Source organism: Iodidimonas sp. MBR-22 (assembly GCF_029946565.1).
Taxonomy (GTDB): domain Bacteria; phylum Pseudomonadota; class Alphaproteobacteria; order Sphingomonadales; family Rhodothalassiaceae; genus Iodidimonas; species Iodidimonas nitroreducens.
Genome location: NZ_JARKVQ010000008.1, coordinates 112,966 through 130,725 on the forward strand (window position 1 = coordinate 112,966; position 17,760 = coordinate 130,725).

The window sequence follows — 17,760 nt, forward strand, 5'->3', positions numbered from 1 at the left end:
GCAAACATGGCCGACGAAACCGAAAATGAAGAGATCGATGACGAAGCCGTAGCCGCGGAATGGGCCGCTATGGCCGGTGCCGATGATGATGCCCCCGATGACGATGCCGTGGCCGCAGAATGGGAAGCCATGGCCGCTGGCGATGCGGAAGATGATGATGGGGATGGCTATTCGGGCAGTGCGCCGGGGCGGGTTCTCGATCAGGATGAAATCGATAGCCTGCTCGGTTTTGATGGCGAGGATGATGGCGGCGATTCTCATGGTATACAGGCGCTGATCAACAGTGCTCTGGTGTCCTATGAACGCCTGCCGATGCTCGATATCATCTTTGACCGCATGGTGCGGATGATGTCCACCTCCTTGCGTAATTTCACCTCTGATAATATCGAGGTCAGCCTTGATAATATCACCTCCGTGCGCTTTGGCGATTATCTCAATTCCATCCCGCTGCCGGCCATGCTGGCCGTGTTCCGGGCCGAAGAATGGGATAATTACGGCCTGATGACCGTTGATAGCTCGCTCATTTATTCCATTGTTGATGTGCTTTTGGGCGGACGCCGGGGCACGGCGGCGATGCGGATCGAAGGGCGGCCCTATACCACCATTGAACAAACCCTTGTCGAACGCATGATCGCGGTCATTTTGAAGGATATGTCGGCGGCGTTCGAGCCTTTATCACCCACCAATTTCACCTTTGATCGGCTGGAAACCAATCCGCGCTTTGCGACCATCGCCCGCCCGCCCAATGCCGCCGTGCTGATCAAGCTGCGGATTGATATGGAAGATCGCGGCGGACGATTGGAACTGCTTTATCCCTATGCCACATTGGAACCCGTGCGCGAATTGCTGCTGCAGCGTTTCATGGGTGAAAAATTCGGTCGCGACAGTATCTGGGAAACCCATCTCGCCACCGAATTATGGTCTGCCGATCTGCAGCTTCGGGCGGTGCTTGATGAACAGGTGATGAGCCTGCGGGATGTGATGAATCTTCAGGTGGGCCAAACCATTCAGCTGAATGTCACGCCTCAGGACAGCCTTGAAATGCGCTGCGGCGAGGTGACTTTGCTCAATGCCAGAATGGGACGATCAGGGCAAAAACTGGCGGTGCAGGTGAATAATGTGAACCGCTTGAAACGTGCGGGTCGAAAGGATTGAAGCCATGTCGATGACAGAGATGACAGGTCTTGCGCTTGATGCGACATTGATCGTGCTGCTGGCCGCCGTTCTTTATGCCTGTATTCGGGTGAACAGCCGTTTGCAAGAGATGCGCAAAGGTCAAAATGAACTGGCAAGCCTTGTGGATCGCTTGGAAAATGCCACCACGCAGGCAAAAGAATCCATTGCAAATCTGCGGAAAATGGGCGGCGAGGCGGATGACAATCTTCAATCCTCGACGCGCAAGGCCCGGGCCATGGCCGATGAATTGACCCTGATCACCGAAGCGGGAAACAATCTGGCCGATCGGCTTGAGAAGAAATTGACCGCCAAAGCGGCGCGGGATTCGGCTGAAACGGCGGGAACTGAAGAAAAAGTGACCCCGATCCGAAGTGGTCGGCCGGATCTTTTGAAAGCCCTGAAGGAAGCCCGATGAGCGTGCGTGCGTTTTTATCAGTCAATAGCATTGGTCGGCCCCTTGCCCGATTGAGGCTTTTGCCGGTTTTCATCATGGTTGCGGTGGTGGGCCTCGCTATTAAATCGGGGACTTTCGCTGGCGACCTCAGCCGCTTGGTCAGCAAGGCCAGCGCGCAGGAAACGGCAGCCCCTGCGGCCAATGGCGCTGAACCGAAAGCCGATCAACCCAATGAAAAGGCCCAGGATGGGGCCGGGGCGGCAGAAGCAACCGCATCAGCACCTTTGTCAGGCGACGATGAAGCGGTTTCCGCAACAGCCGCGATTGCCGGGATCAGCCGGTCTGAAATGAATCTGTTGCAAGACCTGAGAAAGCGCCGCCAACAGCTTGAAGAACAAGAACAAAAAGCAGCCTTGCGTGAGCAGATACTGGCCTCGACCGAACGCCGGATCGATCAGAAGATTTCTGAATTGCGAACCATCGAGCAAAAAATCGCTGCCTTGGTGGAAAAGCATGAAGATCAGGAAGATCAGCAGATTCAATCGATCGTTAAAGTCTATGAAACCATGAAGCCCAAGGATGCCGCCGCGATTTTCGAACGTCTTGATATGGATATTCAGCAGCAGGTTGCTTTGCGGATGTCGGATCGTAAAATGGCAGCCCTTCTGGCGGAAATGGATACCGATGTGGCAAAAACCCTGACCACAAGGCTCGCCACGCGCAATCCCTTACCGAATGTTGAGGCGCTGGGGCAGGAAACAGCTGCACAATAGATTGAAATTAACAGGCTTTTAACTGTCGGACTGCTAAATTGACAGTCATTGACTTGACAGTAACAGATAGTCTCAGGCGCACATAATTTCGGGAGCAGCGGATGACCAAGGCGGTGGCTCTGAGCATTGAGGACAGGCTCAATGCGATTAAAGCCTCAAAGGGTGAGGCTGTAACCGTGGATGAAATCGGGTCCGTGGTCGCCAATCTGCTGACGTCCCTTGATGGTCAGGGCGTGGAAGCCAAGGCGGATGTGGGTTCCGAAGTGCGCGAATTGCTCGATTTCATTGCCCATGCCCGTGATGAACTGGCTTTCATGCGGCCCAAAACCCTGACCGACAAGCATATCGTTACCGCCCGGGATGAATTGGATGCCGTGGTAGCGCATACCGAAGAAGCGGCAGGCAAGATTATGGATGCTGCCGACAAGATGGGTGAGCTTGCAGGCGAAGTTACCGGCGAACATGGTGACCGATTATTTGAATTGAGCACCGAAATCTTTGAAGCATCAAGCTTTCAGGATATTACCGGGCAGCGGGTTTCCAAGGTTGTCAGCGTTTTGCGCCATATCGAAGAGCGCTTGACCGCTTTGGCCGAAGCCATTGGCGACACCACCATTCACGAAGATGAGGAAGAAAACATCTTCAATGAAAAAGGTGAGGTCGTGAATGAAGATGCCTTAAAGCATGGGCCCCAATTGGATGGGAAGGGGAATAATCAGGATGATATCGATGCCCTTCTTGCCAGTTTTGATTGATGAATGGCCATGTCGGCCTTTCATGAACATCATCATCAGCGGGATGGACGGGGCCGTTTCATTGATCCATCCATAGGGCTTTTTGTTTCGCTCTATCTTATTCTTCTGGCTTTTTTCATTGTCATGAATGTGATTTCAAATCGCGAAACGGCGCGCTCTGTTGCGGTGGTGCAAAGCCTTGAAGATGCGTTCGAGCGTCCGTTCGGCCCCCCGGTGCGGCGTCCGGGTTTGCTGCCGCCTGATCGCTATGCCCAATCCGATAGTGAATTTTTTCGTCTTGCCGGTGCGCTGATTTCCGAAATGCCGGGGCTTGTGCGCTCTTATCCTGCCGAAGGCGGCAATATGCTGGTTTTTGAAATGGATGCCCGGGCGATATTTTTCGCCCAAAGCGCTGAATTGAGCGAGCAGGCAACGGCTTTTTTCCAAAAAATATCAACGCTCATCAAAAGCGCCCCTTATGGTGAAAAGCGTGAAATCGCTTTTATCTTCGGGCAGGCCAAGGCGGAAGGGGATCTGGCCTATCGGCGCGCCAATGCCCTGGCCTTGAGCCTTGTGGGGCAGGGCATTCCACAATCGTCTTTGGCCATTGGCCTTGATAAAAAGGCGCCCGGGCGGCGGTTGAAAATCCATCTGCGGGCCAATCAGCCTGCCCTGGAGAGCGGCAGGGGTGCCCAATGATCAGCCCCCCGCCGATCCTTGTCAGAAAATCACAAACATCAGCCTCATGGATGGTTAGCCTTGCGGATTTATTGGCTTTAATGCTGACATTTTTTGTTTTGCTCTTTTCCATGAATGCCGTGCAGCTTTCCGAATGGGAATCGGTTCTGGCGTCGTTTCGCAAGCAATTCAATCCCAATCAGGCGCAGATCGTGGAGTCCGATAAACCCGATGCGGATCAGCTTCGTCGCTATGTGCCTTGGGGGGTTGGGCTGGATTATTTGGCGGCTTTATTGACGCATCAATGGTCAGGTAGCCAAAAAGGCGGCGATGCTCAGCCCATGGCGCAGGTTACCCGCAGTGATGATCGGGTGATCATCAGCCTGTCGTCGGATTTATCCTTTGAATTGGGGTCTACCCGGCTCAATTCAGCAGCTCAGGGAGCTTTGTCTGATCTGGCCCAGCAATTGCGACGGATCGATAATCGGATCGTGATTTCCGGCCATACTGATCCAAGCCCCATGCGGGGGCAGATTTATGCCTCAAATTGGGAGCTTTCCCTGCGCCGCGCCCAAAGCGTTGCAGATTTTTTGACAGTTAAGGGCTATCATTATCCCATGACGATCTATGGCTATGGTGCGGGCCAATTTGACGAACGCAACGCCGATGGCAACAGATCAGAAAAAATGGCGCAGGCGCGTCGGGTCGAGATTGAAATTCTGGCATGGCAAAGGGAGCCGTCCGATGATGGCTAGGCTCTTTTTGTTTCTGCTGATCTGGGGTGTTTGGCTCGTCCCTTATGAAGTCGTTTTTGCTCAGGATGAGGCAACGGCGATCTCCGTTCGCCGGGGCGAGCATCCCACTTTTAGCCGGGTGGTTTTTGATTTTTTGCAGGTTCCCCAATATCAGATCACCAAAGCGGGGGATCGGATCAGGCTTCAGTTTGCCCAAAAACATGCTTTTGATTTCAGTGTGCTGAGAAATGATCCCTTAGCCCATATCATGGCCATTGAGGCACAGGCTGATGATGATCAAAACGGGTCCGGAACGAGCCTTGTTATCACCATCAATCCCCAAAGCAGTTTCAGGCATTTTCTGAGCGGGGCCAGCCTTGTTCTGGATGTTTTTCCTGCTCAAAATGCCGAAGGGATCAGGGCTGAGGCCGCGGCTGAACCCGCCCCGCCGCCCCAAAATCCGCCACAAGACATGCGGTCGGCAGCAGCAGAGCAGGGGGCGGCCGCCTTATCCCCGCTCAGCTACCGGCCTGAGGCCTCAGCCGATCTGTTGCCGCTCAGCCTTGTGAAAGATGCGGATGGTATCGAGCTTGCCTTTGGCTGGCAAAAGGGCACCACAGCGGCTGTTTTCCTGCGATCCGGCTGGCTGTGGACGATTTTCGAGGATAGCCGTCGGGTTGATTTATCGGCCGTGGAGCGATCCGTAGCCGAGGGAAATTCCGGCCCTTTACGCAGTGCCGAACAGATGGATGCCCAAGGCTTTACGGCCTTGCGTTTCGATCTGGTGGGGGCGGTGGGCTTATCAGTGCGGCGCACGGGCCAAATCTGGCGGGTGCGGATCGTGAGCGGGGCATCGGCTCCTGCCCGGGAATTGACCCCTGTGCGTCAGGCGGGGGCACAGGGAACGGTGATTTTCGTTGCCGCCGATGAGGTGGGTGGCCGCCTCAGCCTCGTTGATCCGGCAGTGGGGGATCGGCTTTCGGTGATCCCCTTGGGGGATGATGGTCGCGGCCTGGCGCAAGATCATCAATATGTGGATTTCCATCTTTTGCCTTCAGCTCAAGGGTTGGTCATTGATCCTGTGGCCGATGGGCTTCAGATCGTTCGTTTTGCCACCGGGGTCAGTATCGGCTCGCAAAGGGGCCTGGCGATTTCAGGCTCCGATTTGGCCGCCCGGATGGGTGCGGGGCGGGGCGGCATTGTGGTCTCGCGGATGATTGATCTTGATGCCTGGCGACAAGGAGCCCATGAGGGCACAAAAGCCGATTATACGGCCCGCGAACAGCAGATGCTGGTGGATTTATCCCTGGCGGATGCGGCATCACGTAAATCGGTGCGCTGGGATCTCGCCCGTTATTATGCTGGCCATGGGGCCTATCCCGAAGCTTATGCGATGCTGGCGCTTTTGGCGGATACCGATCCCGAAATCAAAAATACCCTGCAATGGAAGGCCGTTTCGGGGGTTGTTCTGTTGGGTCTCAATCGGCCTCTTGAGGCTTTGTCGGCCCTGCTTGATCCAAATCTGGATGCCGAATCCGATCTATGGTTGTGGCGGGCCTTGGCTGCCAATCGTGCCGAGCGCCATGCCTTGGCTCTTGATTATTTTCGTCGTGGCAGCGAGGCCTTGGCCCTTCATGATCGGCCTTTTCTGGCAAAAATCCATCTCGCCATCGCCCAATCGGCTATGGCGGAAAAAGCCTATGATCTGGCCAGCGGGCAGATCACCAGCCTGCAAAATATGGGGTTGAGCGGCAATCAGGCGCTAGCCGTTGATTATCTTTATGGCCAATTGGTGCAAAGCCGGGGGGATATTGCCACCGCCCGCGCCCGCTATCAGGATGCCGCCAGCGCCCGGGATCGTCATTTAGCCACAAAAGCCCGCCTGCAATTGGCAAGGCTGGAATATGGCGAGGGCAATATCTCGATCAGCGAGGCCACGGCCCGGCTGGAAAGGCTCCGCTTTGCCTGGCGGGGCGACAGGCTGGAGATGGATGTTTTGGAAACGCTGGCGGATCTTTATCGCCAGCAAGAGCAATATCGTCAGGCGCTTTTAACCCTTCAGCTTGCGGCTTCGGCTTTTGCCACCGATGCCCAATCCCGGGATCTGGCGGCACAGATGTCGGCTATTTTTTCCAGACTGTTTCTTGATGGCGCTGCCGATAAACTGCCGCCCTTGGAGGCCTTGGGGCTTTTTTATGATTTCAGCGAATTGACCCCCTTGGGCAGTTCCGGGGATCGGATGATCCGCCATTTGGTTGAGCGGTTGGTTTCCGTTGATCTGGTTGATCGTGCTGCCGAGCTTTTGGAACATCAGGTCAGCTATCGGCTGGAAGGATCGGCACAGGCTTTGGTCGCTGCACAATTGGGCAAGATTTATCTGCTGGATGGCCGCCCGGAAGATACCCTGCGGATCATGCGCGCCACCCGCCAGCCCATCTTGCCTGATGATGTGCTAAAGCAGCGTACCCTTGTTTCGGCCCGGGCCTTGTCTGAATTAAAGCGCTATGAGGAAGCTTTGGTCCTGTTGGAAAACACATCAGGGCGCGAGGCGGATCAGTTGCGCGCCGATATTTACTGGGCGAGCCAGGATTGGTCTGCCTTGGCCACCATATCAGATCGGCTGCTGGGCAATCGCTGGCGGAATGAGGCGCCCCTGGCCTTGCCGGAACGGGAAGTTCTCATCCGTCAGGCCCTGGCGCTTTCCTTTAATGATGCGCGGGAACGTTTGGCGCAATTGCGGTCCCGCTATCGCCCCCTGATCATGGAGGGGGATTATGCCGGGGTCTTTGATTTATTGACCAGCCCATCGGGAACCCCCGCTGGTGAATTGGGGCGGATTGCCGGTGAATTGGGTGGCGTTGATCAATTCCGCTCTTTCCTCTCAGCTTATCGGGCTGAATTCACCCCCACGGGCGGCACGGCTTTTTAATATTTCCAGTACTGGATCATCACAGTCTATGGCTTGCTGTCAGCCGCGCCCGGGTCTAGGATCATCTCCATAAAACCTTAGATAAGATGGCCGCCTGCGGTGCTTTTTTCATTAAGGGCGGCAGAGAATGGTTAATTCATAAAAATGATCGCAAACCAAGATCACTCAAGGGAGCGTAAGATGGTTCAAAAGAGCGTGTTATATCGGCTTATTCTGGGCGGGGCTTCGGCTTTAGCCTTATCGATTGCCGTATCTGCCTGCGATAATGCTGGCAATCAGAATAACCAAACGAGCCAGAGCGAAAGACCGGCCAGCGAACAGGTGCAAACCGAATCCCAACGGCTTTACAGCTTTTTTGAGCAGGCTTTTGAAGACGATGTGGCCCGCTCACCCATGCGCCAGGCCTATCTGGGGCGGAAAACCGAAGATTACGGCAAATGGGATGATCTGTCGGATCAATTTGCCGATGAAACCCTGGCGATCTATCAGCAGCGCCTTGAAACGTTGAAGGGTTTTGATGCGGATGCCCTTGATGCGCAGGCCAAATTATCGCATCGCCTGTTCAAGATCCTCACCCAAAGAGACATCGATGGCGAAAAATGGCGTCATTACAGCTATCCGATCAATCAGATGTTTGGTTGGCAGCAGCAAATTCCCAGCTTTTTGATCAATATCCACCGGGTTACACAGCCTTCGGATATCGAAGCTTATGTATCGCGCCTCGAAGGGGTATCGGGGCTGATGGATCAGATCCTTGCCAATGTCAAAAAAAGCGAGGAACTGGGGGTGGTACCGCCGCGTTTCGTCTATCCCCTCGTGCTTGAAGCCTCGCGCAATGTGATCACGGGCGCTCCCTTTGATGAAAGCGGCGATGATTCTGCTTTGTGGGATGATTTCAATGAAAAGCTCGCCGCCCTTGATTTGAGTGAGGATGAGGCCACCGCTTTGCGCGAGCAGGGCCGCGATGCCTTGCTGACATCGGTGCAGCCCGCCTATGAACGGCTGATTGCCGAATTGGAACGGCAAGAACAGATCGCCACCACCGATGATGGCGTCTGGAAACTGCCCAATGGCGAAGCTTATTATAATGATCGCCTGCAAAATTACACGACCACCGATCTTAGTGCCGCCGAAATTCATCAGATCGGCCTGGATAATGTTGCCCGCATTCATGAAGAAATGCTGGGCATCATGAAGCAGGTGGAGTTTGTGGGGAACTTGCAGGATTTCTTTGAATTCATCCGGACCGATGAGCAGTTCATCTATCCCAATACCGATGAAGGGCGGGCGCAATATCTGAATGAGGCGAAGGCGCTGATTGATCAGATGCGCGACAAACTGCCGGATTATTTCGGCATTCTGCCCAAAGCCGATATGGTGGTGAAGCGGGTTGAACCCTTCCGCGAAAAGGCGGCGGGCAAGGCTTTTTACCAGCAACCGGCGCTTGATGGCTCGCGGCCCGGCACCTATTACGCCAATCTATATGATATGACGGATATGCCCATCTATCAGATGGAAGCCTTGGCCTATCATGAAGGCATTCCCGGCCATCATATGCAGATTGCCATTTCGCAGGAGCTTGAGGGCGTGCCCATGTTCCAAAGGATGGCGCGCTTCACTGCCTATACCGAAGGCTGGGGTCTTTATTCGGAATATCTGCCAAAGGAAATGGGCTTTTATGAAGATCCCTATTCCGATTTCGGGCGGCTGGCGATGGAATTATGGCGGGCAGCGCGGCTGGTGGTGGATACCGGTTTGCACGATAAAAAATGGACTCGTGAAGAGGCCATTGATTATCTGCGGACCAATACCCCCAATCCCGAGGGCGATCTTTCAAAAGCCATTGAACGCTATATCGTAATGCCGGGGCAGGCCACGGCCTATATGATCGGCAAGGAAAAGATCCTCTCCCTGCGTGAAGAAGCCCGTGAAGCCTTGGGCGATGCATTTGATATTCGGGGCTATCATGATGAAGTTCTGAAAGACGGGCCGCTTCCCCTTGATATTCTTGAAGAAAAAATCAATGGCTGGGTCGAAGCCCGGAAAACTGCGGGCTGATGGCGATCCGCCTTTCAAGATGTGATCGCTGATGCTCGAAGAGGTCCGTTTCTACCATCTTCAACGTCAGTCGCTAGAGGCCGCGTTTCCCAAATTACTTGAAAAAGTTATGGGGCGCGGCCTGCGCTGCTTTGTGCGGGTGCCCGATCAGGATGTGCTCGATCGCCTTGATCGTGCCTTATGGGCCTATGATCCGGTATCTTTCCTGCCCCATGGCACGGCAGCCAGCCCTCATGCCGCTTTGCAGCCGGTTTATCTGGCGGCGGGGGATGATGCCATTGCCGATCCCCCTAATGATCCTGATGTGCTGATCTTAATCAATGGCGGCGCGCTGCCCGATGCTCCGCATCCTTATAAGCTGTGTCTCTATATGTTTGATGGCCATGATGATGCCATCGTGCAGAGCGCACGCGCGGATTGGTTGCACTTTAAGGCCAAGGCGGAAAACCAGAGCTATTGGCAGCAAAAAGAGCAGGGCGGCTGGGAGCAGAAAGCCTGATCTGTCAGGCCAGATTTTTCAAGCCAGATCTTTCAAGCCTGAGCCTCTTCCAACTTATCCTGGGCCATCAGCCATTCATCTTCGGCCTTGGCGATCAGCTTTTCCAATCGGCCTTGTTCCTGCTGCAAATGCGCGGCTTTAGCGGGCCCATTGGGCTGGCTACCATCATAAAGGGCAGGGCTGTTCAGCGCTCGGGCAATGCGCTCTTTTTGCTCGTTCAGATAGGCCAGCTTTTGTTCCATATCGCTGACCGCCTGGCGCAAAGGGGCCAATCGGGTGCGTTTATCGGCAGAAGAGCGGCGGCCGATTTTGCGTTTATCGCTGGCGGCATCGCGCTCACTGGATTCGCTGCGGGCCCCGCGTTCGCGCAAAAGCCTTTGGCGATAATCTTCGATATTGCCATCGAAAACATTGATCCCGCCATTTTCCACGATCCACAGGCGATCGGCACAGGCTTCCACCAAACGACGATCATGGCTGATCAAAATCACCGCGCCTTCATAATCATTCAAGGCGCGGATGAGGGATTCGCGGCTATCGATATCCAGATGATTGGTCGGTTCATCCAAAATCATCACCTGAGGTGCGGCATGGGTCATCAAGGCAAAAAGCAGCCGGGCTTTCTCCCCACCCGATAAGGTTTCCACGGGCCTGTCGGCTTTATCGGCGGAAAAGCCAAAGCTGCCCAATCGCGTGCGCACCTTGGTTTCGGTGGCATCCGCCATCAAACGGGCCATATGATCAATGGGCGTTTCTTTTTCATGCAGTTCATCAAGCTGATGCTGGGCGAAATAGCCCACCTTCAGGCTGCGCGGCATGGTCATCTTGCCGCCCATCGGCTTTAATCGTTTCGATAAAAGCTTGGCAAAGGTTGATTTGCCATTGCCGTTCGATCCCAAAAGGGCAATCCGATCATCGGGATCAATGCGCATATCAAGATGGCTCAGGACCGGCTCATTTTCATGATAGCCCACCGAAATCCCATCCAGCGTGATCAGCGGCGGCGACAAGGGCGCGGGCTTTGGAAAATTGAACGGCACGGTATGTTCTTCGACAACCGCCGCGATGGGCTGCATTTTCTCAAGCATTTTCAGGCGGCTTTGGGCCTGGCTTGCCTTATTGGCCTGAGCGCGGAATCGATCAACGAAGGATTGCAGATGACGCCTTTGGGCATCCTGCTTTGATTTCATCGAGGCCAGTTGTTCATTGCGCAGAAGCCGGGCCTGCTCGAAATCATCATAGCCACCGGCATAAGCCACCAGCTTACCACCTTCCAGATGGAGGATCGAGGTGATCGCCCGATTGAGCAAAGACCGATCATGGCTGACCACCACCACGGTATAGGGATAGGTGCGGAGGAAATTTTCCAGCCAGATCACGCCTTCGAGATCGAGATAATTGGTCGGCTCATCCAGCAGCAAAAGATCGGGCCGGGTGAACAAAGCTGCCGCCAAAGCAACCCGCATCCGCCAGCCGCCGGAATAGCTGTCGAGCGGGCGTTCCTGCGCTTCCTGATCAAAACCAAGCCCCGAAAGGATGGCCGCTGCCCGTGCTGGCGCGGAATGAGCATCGATATCGGCCAAACGGGTATGGATTTCCGCGATCCGATTGGGATCGGTTGCGGTTTGGGCTTCGTCCTCCAAAGCCCGCATTTCCTTATGGGCATCGAGAACAGCGGTGATCAATGTGCGCGGGCCGGAAGGGGCTTCCTGCCCCACCAGCGTGAAAGAAGCGCGGGGGCGGATATTGATCGATCCCCCTTCCGGGGTGAGGGCGCCCGTGATCAATCCCAGAAGTGTTGATTTCCCAGTGCCATTCTGACCGATCAGGCCAAGCTTTTGACCAGCGGTGATGCGTGCCGTGGCGTGATCGAGCAAAAGCCGGTCGCCGATGCGGTAGGTGAGATCTTTGATATGTAACATGACGCAGTGCCTCTAACACGACCCGATGAAAAACGGTAGTCCTTGCAGTTCGCTTTCTCATCGCTTAAAAACCGCCGCGAAGCTTCATGCAAACCAATTTTGAGGGAAAAGAGTCTTATGGCACTTCAGCGTACGTTTTCGATCATCAAACCCGATGCCACCCGCCGCAATCTGACCGGCCAGATCAATGCTGTTCTGGAAAACGCCGGGCTGCGGATCATTGCCCAAAAGCGCCTGCACCTCACCAAAGCGCAGGCCGAAGCCTTTTATGCCGTGCATAAGGAACGCCCGTTTTACAATGATCTGGTCGCCTTTATGACCTCTGGCCCTGTGGTTGTTCAGGTTCTGGAAGGCGAAGATGCCGTTGCCAAAAATCGTGAGGTGATGGGGGCCACCAATCCTAAGGAAGCCGCCGAAGGCACTATCCGCAAAAGCTTTGCAGAAAATATCGAAGCCAATTCCGTGCATGGCTCAGACAGTGCGGAAAATGCCGCGATTGAAATCGCCTTTTTCTTTGCCGGGATTGAAATCGTCGGCTGAAGATCTGCTGATATGGCCGCATTTTGGGCCATTCTTTGAATGACGATGATGGCGCGGGGGTTTTCTCGCGCCATTTTCATGGGGACGGGGCCTTTGCAATTTCAGGCGTCGTCAGGCGTCGGGCTGATCAGGCCTTTTTTGGGGAATTTCAAGCCCTTAGTTGCGGTTTTATTGCCCCGGGGGCGGATGTGTCCGCTGGCGATCAGACGCACCGATTCAACATAAATCTTGTGCTCATAAGCCAGAACCCGCCGGGCAAGTTTTTGGGGGGTGTCATGATCATCAATGGGCACAACAGCCTGCATGATGATCGGCCCTTCATCCATTTGCGGCCTGACATAATGCACCGTGCAACCGGTGAAGCGCACGCCATCTTCCAGAACCCGTTCATGGGTTTTCAGGCCGCGATAGGATGGCAGCAGGGACGGATGGATATTGATCATGCGATCATGCCAGCGCTTTACGAAATCCTTATCCAGAAGGCGCATGAAACCGGCGAGACAGACAAGCTCCACACCATGATCACGAAGCGCCTGATCGAGATCTCTCTCAAACTCCGCACGGCTTGGATAGGCCTTGTGATCGATGATCATGGTTTTGATCCCCGCATGACGGGCTGTTTCAAGGCCCTCGGCCGAGGCGACATTGGATAGGACCAACGCGATGTCTGCGGGATAATCGGCCTTTGCACAGGCATCGATCAGGGCTTTCATATTCGAGCCCCGACCGGAAATCAGAATGCCAAGTTGCATCCGGGCCATGGGCTTAGCCTTCATCGGTGATATGATCAAAGCCCTGCCGCGCGCCCCAGGCACCCGCCTTGCCGCGCAGCCTGCACCGTGCCTTGCCGGGTTTTTCTTCAACCATGCCAATGTGCATTGCGCTTTCGCCCGCACCATCGAGAGCAGCCATTATCTGTTCCGCGCGATCAGGATCAACGAACAGCACCATGCCCAGACCGCAATTGAAGGTGCGCCCCAATTCATAGGGGGTAATGTGCCCGGCTTCCTGCAGCCAGCGAAAAACAGGGGGCAGGGGCCAGCGATCCACATCGATGGTGGCGCACAGATCCTTCGGCAAACAACGGGGGACATTTTCCAGCAATCCGCCGCCGGTAATATGGGCCATGCCCTTGATCTCGCCTGATCGCAAAAGCGGCAAACAGCTTTTGATATAAAGGCGGGTGGGGGTGAGTAGAGCCTCGCCTAAGGATTTTTGGCCATCAAAGGGCGCGGGCTGATCATATGCCAGATCAAAATCCGCGACCAGCTTACGCACCAGTGAAAAGCCATTGGAATGAACCCCCGATGAGGCCAGCCCGATGATTGCATCGCCGGGTTTGATCGTGGCGCCGGTGATGATCTGATCCCGTTCCACGGCGCCGACCACAAAACCGGCCAGATCATAATCACCATGGGCATACATGCCGGGCATTTCAGCAGTTTCGCCACCAATCAGGGCGCAACCGGCTTCAACACAGCCCCGCGCGATCCCTTCGATCACTTCGGTAGCGATCTTCGGATCCAGTTTGCCGGTGGCGAAATAATCCAGAAAGAAAAGGGGTTCGGCCCCTTGGACCAGAATATCATTGGCGCACATCGCCACCAGATCGATCCCCACATTTTGATGCAGACCGGTATCGAGGGCGATGCGCAATTTGGTGCCAACCCCATCGGTGCCGGAAACAAGAATGGGATCATGATAGCCCGCCGCTTTCAGATCGAACAAAGCCCCAAAGCCGCCCAAACCGGCATCGGCCCCAATCCTGCGGGTGGAGGCCGCAGCGGGCTTGATCGCGGAAACCAGCGCATTGCCTGCCGCAATATCAACACCGGCAGTGGCATAATCATAAGAGGGGGGGAGGGGGTCGCTCACGGGTTTTAAACCTTTCTGCTTGCCATCCAAAGGCTGTGCAACATGGGGCGAAAGGGTGATCGAGAGCAAGCCCCTTTAGCCAAAATCTGAACAGATTTCATGATCATGAAGATGATGTCTTGTTGCTATAAGGGATTTATGCTGACCCCATCCAGGGTCTTGCCCCTGAGATCGTCGGTTTTATCTGTTTCATGGCTTTGCCTGCGGGCATTGGGGCGCTAAGGTGGTGCGAACCAAAGGAGAACGAAGATATGCGGCTGGGCCTTTCTGCAGTGATGATGATCCCAGTGCTTTTTGTGCCAGTGCTTTTTGTGCCAGTGCTTTTTGCCCTTATGCTATTCGGCATAGGTGGGCCGGCACAGGCGCAAATGCAGGTGCAGGCGGATCGGGATGCTTCGGCGCGCTTGTTTAGTGTGTATGGCATCGATGTTGATGTAGAGGCCGCCAATGCCACCGAAGCCCGCAGGCAGGCTTTGGCCAATGCGCAGGAACGGGCCTGGCAATCGTTGATCGAAAAGCTGGTGGCGGATGAAAGCCTTGGCAATCTGCCCCCGGCCAGCCCGCCTTTATTGCAAAGCCTTGTGCGGTCGGTGGATATTCGCGAGGAAAAATTCTCATCGCGCCGTTATATGGCCGTGCTCGATGTGTCGTTTTCGCCCGATGCGGTGCGTGATATCTTTGCCCGCACCGATGTTGCCTATACAGAATCACTGGGCGGACCTTATCTTTTGGTGCCGGTGCTTTATGATCGCGGCGTGCGCAGGGTTTTTGGGAATCACGAATGGCAACAGGCGCTGGCCGGAGCGGATCTGCAAAACCGCTTGATCGCCTATCGCTTTGCCCCGGATCGGATTTCATCGCGGGCCGTTTTGTCTGATGATCTGCTGGCCAATCCCGATCCATCCAAGCTTGCCAAGGCGGCGCGATTTTTCGCCGTACCGCGAATCGTGATTGCCACGGCAAGGCTGGTGCCAAATTATCGCACCGGCCAGCCCGATTTGCATTATGATCTGGTGGTTGGCCCCTTGGATGATGAAGGGGAAAGCCGCATAAGCCATGCTGAGGGCAGTTTATCGGCTTTTATGGAAGATTTTGGGCCATCGGAAACGGCGGCGTCAGAAACCGAAGCCGAATTGCTGCAGCGGGCGGCTAATCTTATCCTGCGCCGATCCGATGCTTTATGGAAAGAACAGACCCTTTTGGCCGCCACCGGCGATCAATCGGTCATCAGTGTCATGGCGCCGGTCGATCATGCCGAGGATTGGCTGTTGATCCGGCAAAAGCTTGCAAGCGTGGGGATCGTGCGCTCATTTGAAATGATCGAAATCGGGCTGCCGCTTTCGCGTTTTACCATCAGCTATGTGGGAACGATTGAGCAATTGCGGTTGGCTTTAGCCCAAGCCCGGCTTCAACTGTTGAACAGCGATCAGGGACTGGTGCTCATAACCGATACAGCCGATGAAGGGCGAGAGATGCGGGCACCACAAGCGGACAGAGGATCACGGAGATGAGCGACGCCGGGAAAGCGGATGAACAGGGCTTGAGCCCGCGCCTGATGTCGCGTTTGATCCCATGGGGTTTGTTGCTCATAGCCCTTTTATTTGCCTATCTCACCCGGGGTATTTTGCTGCCGTTCCTTGCCGGTTTCGCGCTGGCTTATCTGCTCGATCCCCTGGCTGATCGATTGGAAACCTATCATATCGATCGGGGGCTGGCGGCGGGTTTGATCATCTTTTTGTGCTTCATCATCAGCTTGTGTGTGCTTTTTGGCTTATGGCCATTGTTGCAAGCGCAGCTTGTGGGTCTGGTGCGGGCCGTTCCGGGGGTTATTGCCGATCTGCGGATTTGGACATCTTCCATGATGCTCAATATGGAAACCGAATTTGGCTCAGAAATCGGTCAGCAGGCTCAGGATGTTCTGGAATCGATGGTCCGACAAGGTCTTGGCATGGCGCATCAGATGATCATGGGGGTGTTCACCGGTGGGCTGGCTTTGTTCAATATTTTGGCATTGGTGCTGATTTCGCCGATGGTGGCTTTTTATATCCTGCGTGATTTCGATAAAATCATCAGCCGGGCCAATGCTTTGCTCCCTGCCCATCAAGCCCCCTTTGTGCGCAGAACCATGATCGAGATCGATCAGGTGCTTTCAGGCTTCGTGCGTGGCCAGCTCAGTGTGATGCTGGCGATGGCGGTGTTATACAGCATTGGCTGGTCTGTGGTGGGGCTTGATTATGCTTTGATTTTGGGGATGCTGGCGGGGATTTTGGGGTTCATTCCCTTTTTCGGCACGGCCTTTGCGCTGGCCGTGGCCCTGTTTGTGGGCTTTGGCCAATGGGGGCTTGATTATCCCAATCTGGGACTGGTCGGTCTGGTTTGGGTGTTTGTGCAGATTTTGGAAGGTGCCGTTCTCACGCCGCGCTTATTGGGCCGCCATGTGTGCCTGCATCCGGTTTGGGTGATCTTTGCCGTTTTTGCCGGGGGCGAGGTTGCAGGCTTTGTGGGGGTGCTGGTCGCTGTGCCCGCAGCGGCGGTGATTGCCGTTCTCGTGCGCTCCACGCTCGCCCATTATCGTTTGGAAACCCAACAAACCCCAGCCATCAAAGGGCATGATGATGTATCAACTGCCCCTTGATCTGCCCCACCGGCAAAGCTTCCGTGGTGAAGATTTTTTCATCGCACCCTCGAATGCTGCCGCTGTGGCGACGATTGATCGCTGGCCGGATTGGACATCCCATGCCCTGGCCGTAATCGGTCCGCCGGCATCGGGCAAATCGCATCTGGCCGCGGTTTGGCAGCAAAAATCGGGGGCGGATCGGGTGGCCCCTGAAAATATCGGGGCGCGCAGCCGCCTGATGATCAAGCCCCATCCTGCGGTGATTGTGGAAGATGCCGATATGGCGCTGGCCGAAGGGCGGCTTGATCCAGTGGATTTTTTCCATCTTTATAATTGGATACGTGAACGACAGGGTCATTTGCTCATATCAGGGCGCCTGCCGCCCGCGCGCTGGGGGGTTCGGCTCAATGATCTGCGGTCGCGTTTGATCGCCACCCCGGTGGCGGCGATTGAAGCCCCCGATGATGCTTTGCTCGCGGCCTTGATGGTGAAGAGGCTCAATGATCGCCAATTGCGCACCGATCCCAAAGTGCTGGATTATGTGCTCCCCCGGATCGAGCGGTCTTTTGATGGGGTGGAACAGATCGTTGCGGCCCTTGATAAAGCGTCTTTGTCGCAGAAAAAGCCGCTGACCTTGCCTTTGGCCCGGGCAGTTCTGGCCGCCGCCGGTTTGTAATCACCGGTTTGTCATAAATCTGACGGTCTTGCACGGCAGGTTATCGTCGTCATATCTTTGACTGTTCGTGTTTTTTCGGAGTTGTATTTCATGCCATCCCATAATCAATTGAACGAAGCGGATGAAGCGCCCGCCATGACCACCGAGGCCGAGGC

General features: G+C 55.1%; 16 protein-coding genes. 13 read left to right on the forward strand and 3 right to left on the reverse strand.

Going from position 1 to position 17,760, the window contains the following annotated elements:
* Positions 1-6 precede the first annotated feature (6 nt).
* The 9 genes from fliM (at position 7) to QK300_RS08050 (ending at position 9,975) form a co-directional block, all read left to right on the forward strand.
* A complete protein-coding gene (fliM, locus tag QK300_RS08010; RefSeq protein WP_281301170.1) occupies positions 7-1,155 on the forward strand; it encodes a flagellar motor switch protein FliM in 1,149 nt (382 codons plus the stop codon).
* A gap of 4 nt (positions 1,156-1,159) precedes the next feature.
* Positions 1,160-1,591, forward strand: coding sequence for a DUF6468 domain-containing protein (locus QK300_RS08015; RefSeq protein WP_281301171.1), 432 nt, complete (start codon positions 1,160-1,162; stop codon positions 1,589-1,591).
* Positions 1,588-2,343 (forward strand): hypothetical protein, encoded by a 756-nt coding sequence (locus QK300_RS08020; RefSeq protein WP_281301172.1) that lies wholly within the window; start codon positions 1,588-1,590, stop codon positions 2,341-2,343. Before QK300_RS08015 ends, QK300_RS08020 begins: the two co-directional genes overlap by 4 nt.
* A 101-nt stretch (positions 2,344-2,444) precedes the next feature.
* Positions 2,445-3,098: a protein phosphatase CheZ gene (locus QK300_RS08025; protein ID WP_281301173.1), complete on the forward strand. Its 654-nt coding sequence runs from the start codon at positions 2,445-2,447 to the stop codon at positions 3,096-3,098.
* A 9-nt stretch (positions 3,099-3,107) separates the two neighbouring features.
* A complete protein-coding gene (locus QK300_RS08030) occupies positions 3,108-3,776 on the forward strand; it encodes a hypothetical protein (protein WP_281301174.1) in 669 nt (222 codons plus the stop codon).
* On the forward strand, positions 3,773-4,510 hold the full coding sequence (locus QK300_RS08035; protein ID WP_281301175.1) for a flagellar motor protein MotB: 738 nt from the start codon (positions 3,773-3,775) through the stop codon (positions 4,508-4,510). The genes QK300_RS08030 and QK300_RS08035 overlap by 4 nt, the downstream gene beginning before the upstream one ends.
* Entirely contained in the window at positions 4,500-7,418 is a 2,919-nt protein-coding gene (locus QK300_RS08040) for a hypothetical protein (RefSeq protein ID WP_281301176.1), read from the forward strand. Before QK300_RS08035 ends, QK300_RS08040 begins: the two co-directional genes overlap by 11 nt.
* Positions 7,419-7,598: 180 nt before the next feature.
* Positions 7,599-9,476, forward strand: a complete 1,878-nt coding sequence (locus QK300_RS08045; RefSeq protein ID WP_281301177.1) for a DUF885 domain-containing protein — start codon at positions 7,599-7,601, stop codon at positions 9,474-9,476.
* Between the two features lie 31 nt (positions 9,477-9,507).
* Positions 9,508-9,975, forward strand: a complete 468-nt coding sequence (locus QK300_RS08050) for a DNA polymerase III subunit chi (RefSeq protein ID WP_281301178.1) — start codon at positions 9,508-9,510, stop codon at positions 9,973-9,975.
* A 32-nt stretch (positions 9,976-10,007) separates the two neighbouring features.
* Here the strand turns inward: QK300_RS08050 and QK300_RS08055 are convergent, their stop codons facing one another.
* A complete protein-coding gene (locus QK300_RS08055; RefSeq protein ID WP_281301179.1) occupies positions 10,008-11,897 on the reverse strand; it encodes an ATP-binding cassette domain-containing protein in 1,890 nt (629 codons plus the stop codon).
* Positions 11,898-12,014: 117 nt separating this feature from the next.
* Between QK300_RS08055 and ndk the strand changes: the two genes are divergently transcribed.
* A complete protein-coding gene (gene ndk / locus QK300_RS08060; RefSeq protein WP_281301180.1) occupies positions 12,015-12,437 on the forward strand; it encodes a nucleoside-diphosphate kinase in 423 nt (140 codons plus the stop codon).
* Positions 12,438-12,538: 101 nt separating this feature from the next.
* Here the strand turns inward: ndk and purN are convergent, their stop codons facing one another.
* Positions 12,539-13,198 carry a phosphoribosylglycinamide formyltransferase gene (gene purN, locus QK300_RS08065; protein ID WP_281301181.1) on the reverse strand — a complete coding sequence of 220 codons (660 nt, stop codon included), beginning with the start codon at positions 13,196-13,198 and terminating at the stop codon, positions 12,539-12,541.
* 4 nt (positions 13,199-13,202) lie between these two features.
* Positions 13,203-14,312 (reverse strand): phosphoribosylformylglycinamidine cyclo-ligase, encoded by a 1,110-nt coding sequence (gene purM, locus QK300_RS08070; RefSeq protein ID WP_281301182.1) that lies wholly within the window; start codon positions 14,310-14,312, stop codon positions 13,203-13,205.
* A gap of 332 nt (positions 14,313-14,644) precedes the next feature.
* Here purM and QK300_RS08075 point away from each other — a divergent pair, with 332 nt between their 5' ends.
* The 3 genes from QK300_RS08075 to QK300_RS08085 are packed head-to-tail and all read left to right on the forward strand — an operon-like array spanning position 14,645 to position 17,605.
* Complete coding sequence (locus QK300_RS08075; RefSeq protein ID WP_281301183.1) at positions 14,645-15,823, forward strand: DUF2066 domain-containing protein; 1,179 nt, start codon at positions 14,645-14,647, stop codon at positions 15,821-15,823.
* Positions 15,820-16,947: an AI-2E family transporter gene (locus tag QK300_RS08080; RefSeq protein ID WP_281301184.1), complete on the forward strand. Its 1,128-nt coding sequence runs from the start codon at positions 15,820-15,822 to the stop codon at positions 16,945-16,947. The genes QK300_RS08075 and QK300_RS08080 overlap by 4 nt, the downstream gene beginning before the upstream one ends.
* Positions 16,922-17,605, forward strand: a complete 684-nt coding sequence (locus QK300_RS08085; protein ID WP_281301185.1) for a DnaA/Hda family protein — start codon at positions 16,922-16,924, stop codon at positions 17,603-17,605. Before QK300_RS08080 ends, QK300_RS08085 begins: the two co-directional genes overlap by 26 nt.
* Positions 17,606-17,760 lie beyond the last annotated feature (155 nt).

Coding starts and splice junctions, on each gene's coding strand:
- fliM (WP_281301170.1), top strand. CDS start 7: ATGGCCGACGAAACCGAAAATGAAGAGATCGATGACGAAGCCGTAGCC.
- QK300_RS08015 (WP_281301171.1), top strand. CDS start 1,160: ATGTCGATGACAGAGATGACAGGTCTTGCGCTTGATGCGACATTGATC.
- QK300_RS08020 (WP_281301172.1), top strand. CDS start 1,588: ATGAGCGTGCGTGCGTTTTTATCAGTCAATAGCATTGGTCGGCCCCTT.
- QK300_RS08025 (WP_281301173.1), top strand. CDS start 2,445: ATGACCAAGGCGGTGGCTCTGAGCATTGAGGACAGGCTCAATGCGATT.
- QK300_RS08030 (WP_281301174.1), top strand. CDS start 3,108: ATGTCGGCCTTTCATGAACATCATCATCAGCGGGATGGACGGGGCCGT.
- QK300_RS08035 (WP_281301175.1), top strand. CDS start 3,773: ATGATCAGCCCCCCGCCGATCCTTGTCAGAAAATCACAAACATCAGCC.
- QK300_RS08040 (WP_281301176.1), top strand. CDS start 4,500: ATGATGGCTAGGCTCTTTTTGTTTCTGCTGATCTGGGGTGTTTGGCTC.
- QK300_RS08045 (WP_281301177.1), top strand. CDS start 7,599: ATGGTTCAAAAGAGCGTGTTATATCGGCTTATTCTGGGCGGGGCTTCG.
- QK300_RS08050 (WP_281301178.1), top strand. CDS start 9,508: ATGCTCGAAGAGGTCCGTTTCTACCATCTTCAACGTCAGTCGCTAGAG.
- QK300_RS08055 (WP_281301179.1), bottom strand. CDS start 11,897: ATGTTACATATCAAAGATCTCACCTACCGCATCGGCGACCGGCTTTTG.
- ndk (WP_281301180.1), top strand. CDS start 12,015: ATGGCACTTCAGCGTACGTTTTCGATCATCAAACCCGATGCCACCCGC.
- purN (WP_281301181.1), bottom strand. CDS start 13,198: ATGGCCCGGATGCAACTTGGCATTCTGATTTCCGGTCGGGGCTCGAAT.
- QK300_RS08075 (WP_281301183.1), top strand. CDS start 14,645: ATGCTATTCGGCATAGGTGGGCCGGCACAGGCGCAAATGCAGGTGCAG.
- QK300_RS08080 (WP_281301184.1), top strand. CDS start 15,820: ATGAGCGACGCCGGGAAAGCGGATGAACAGGGCTTGAGCCCGCGCCTG.
- QK300_RS08085 (WP_281301185.1), top strand. CDS start 16,922: ATGATGATGTATCAACTGCCCCTTGATCTGCCCCACCGGCAAAGCTTC.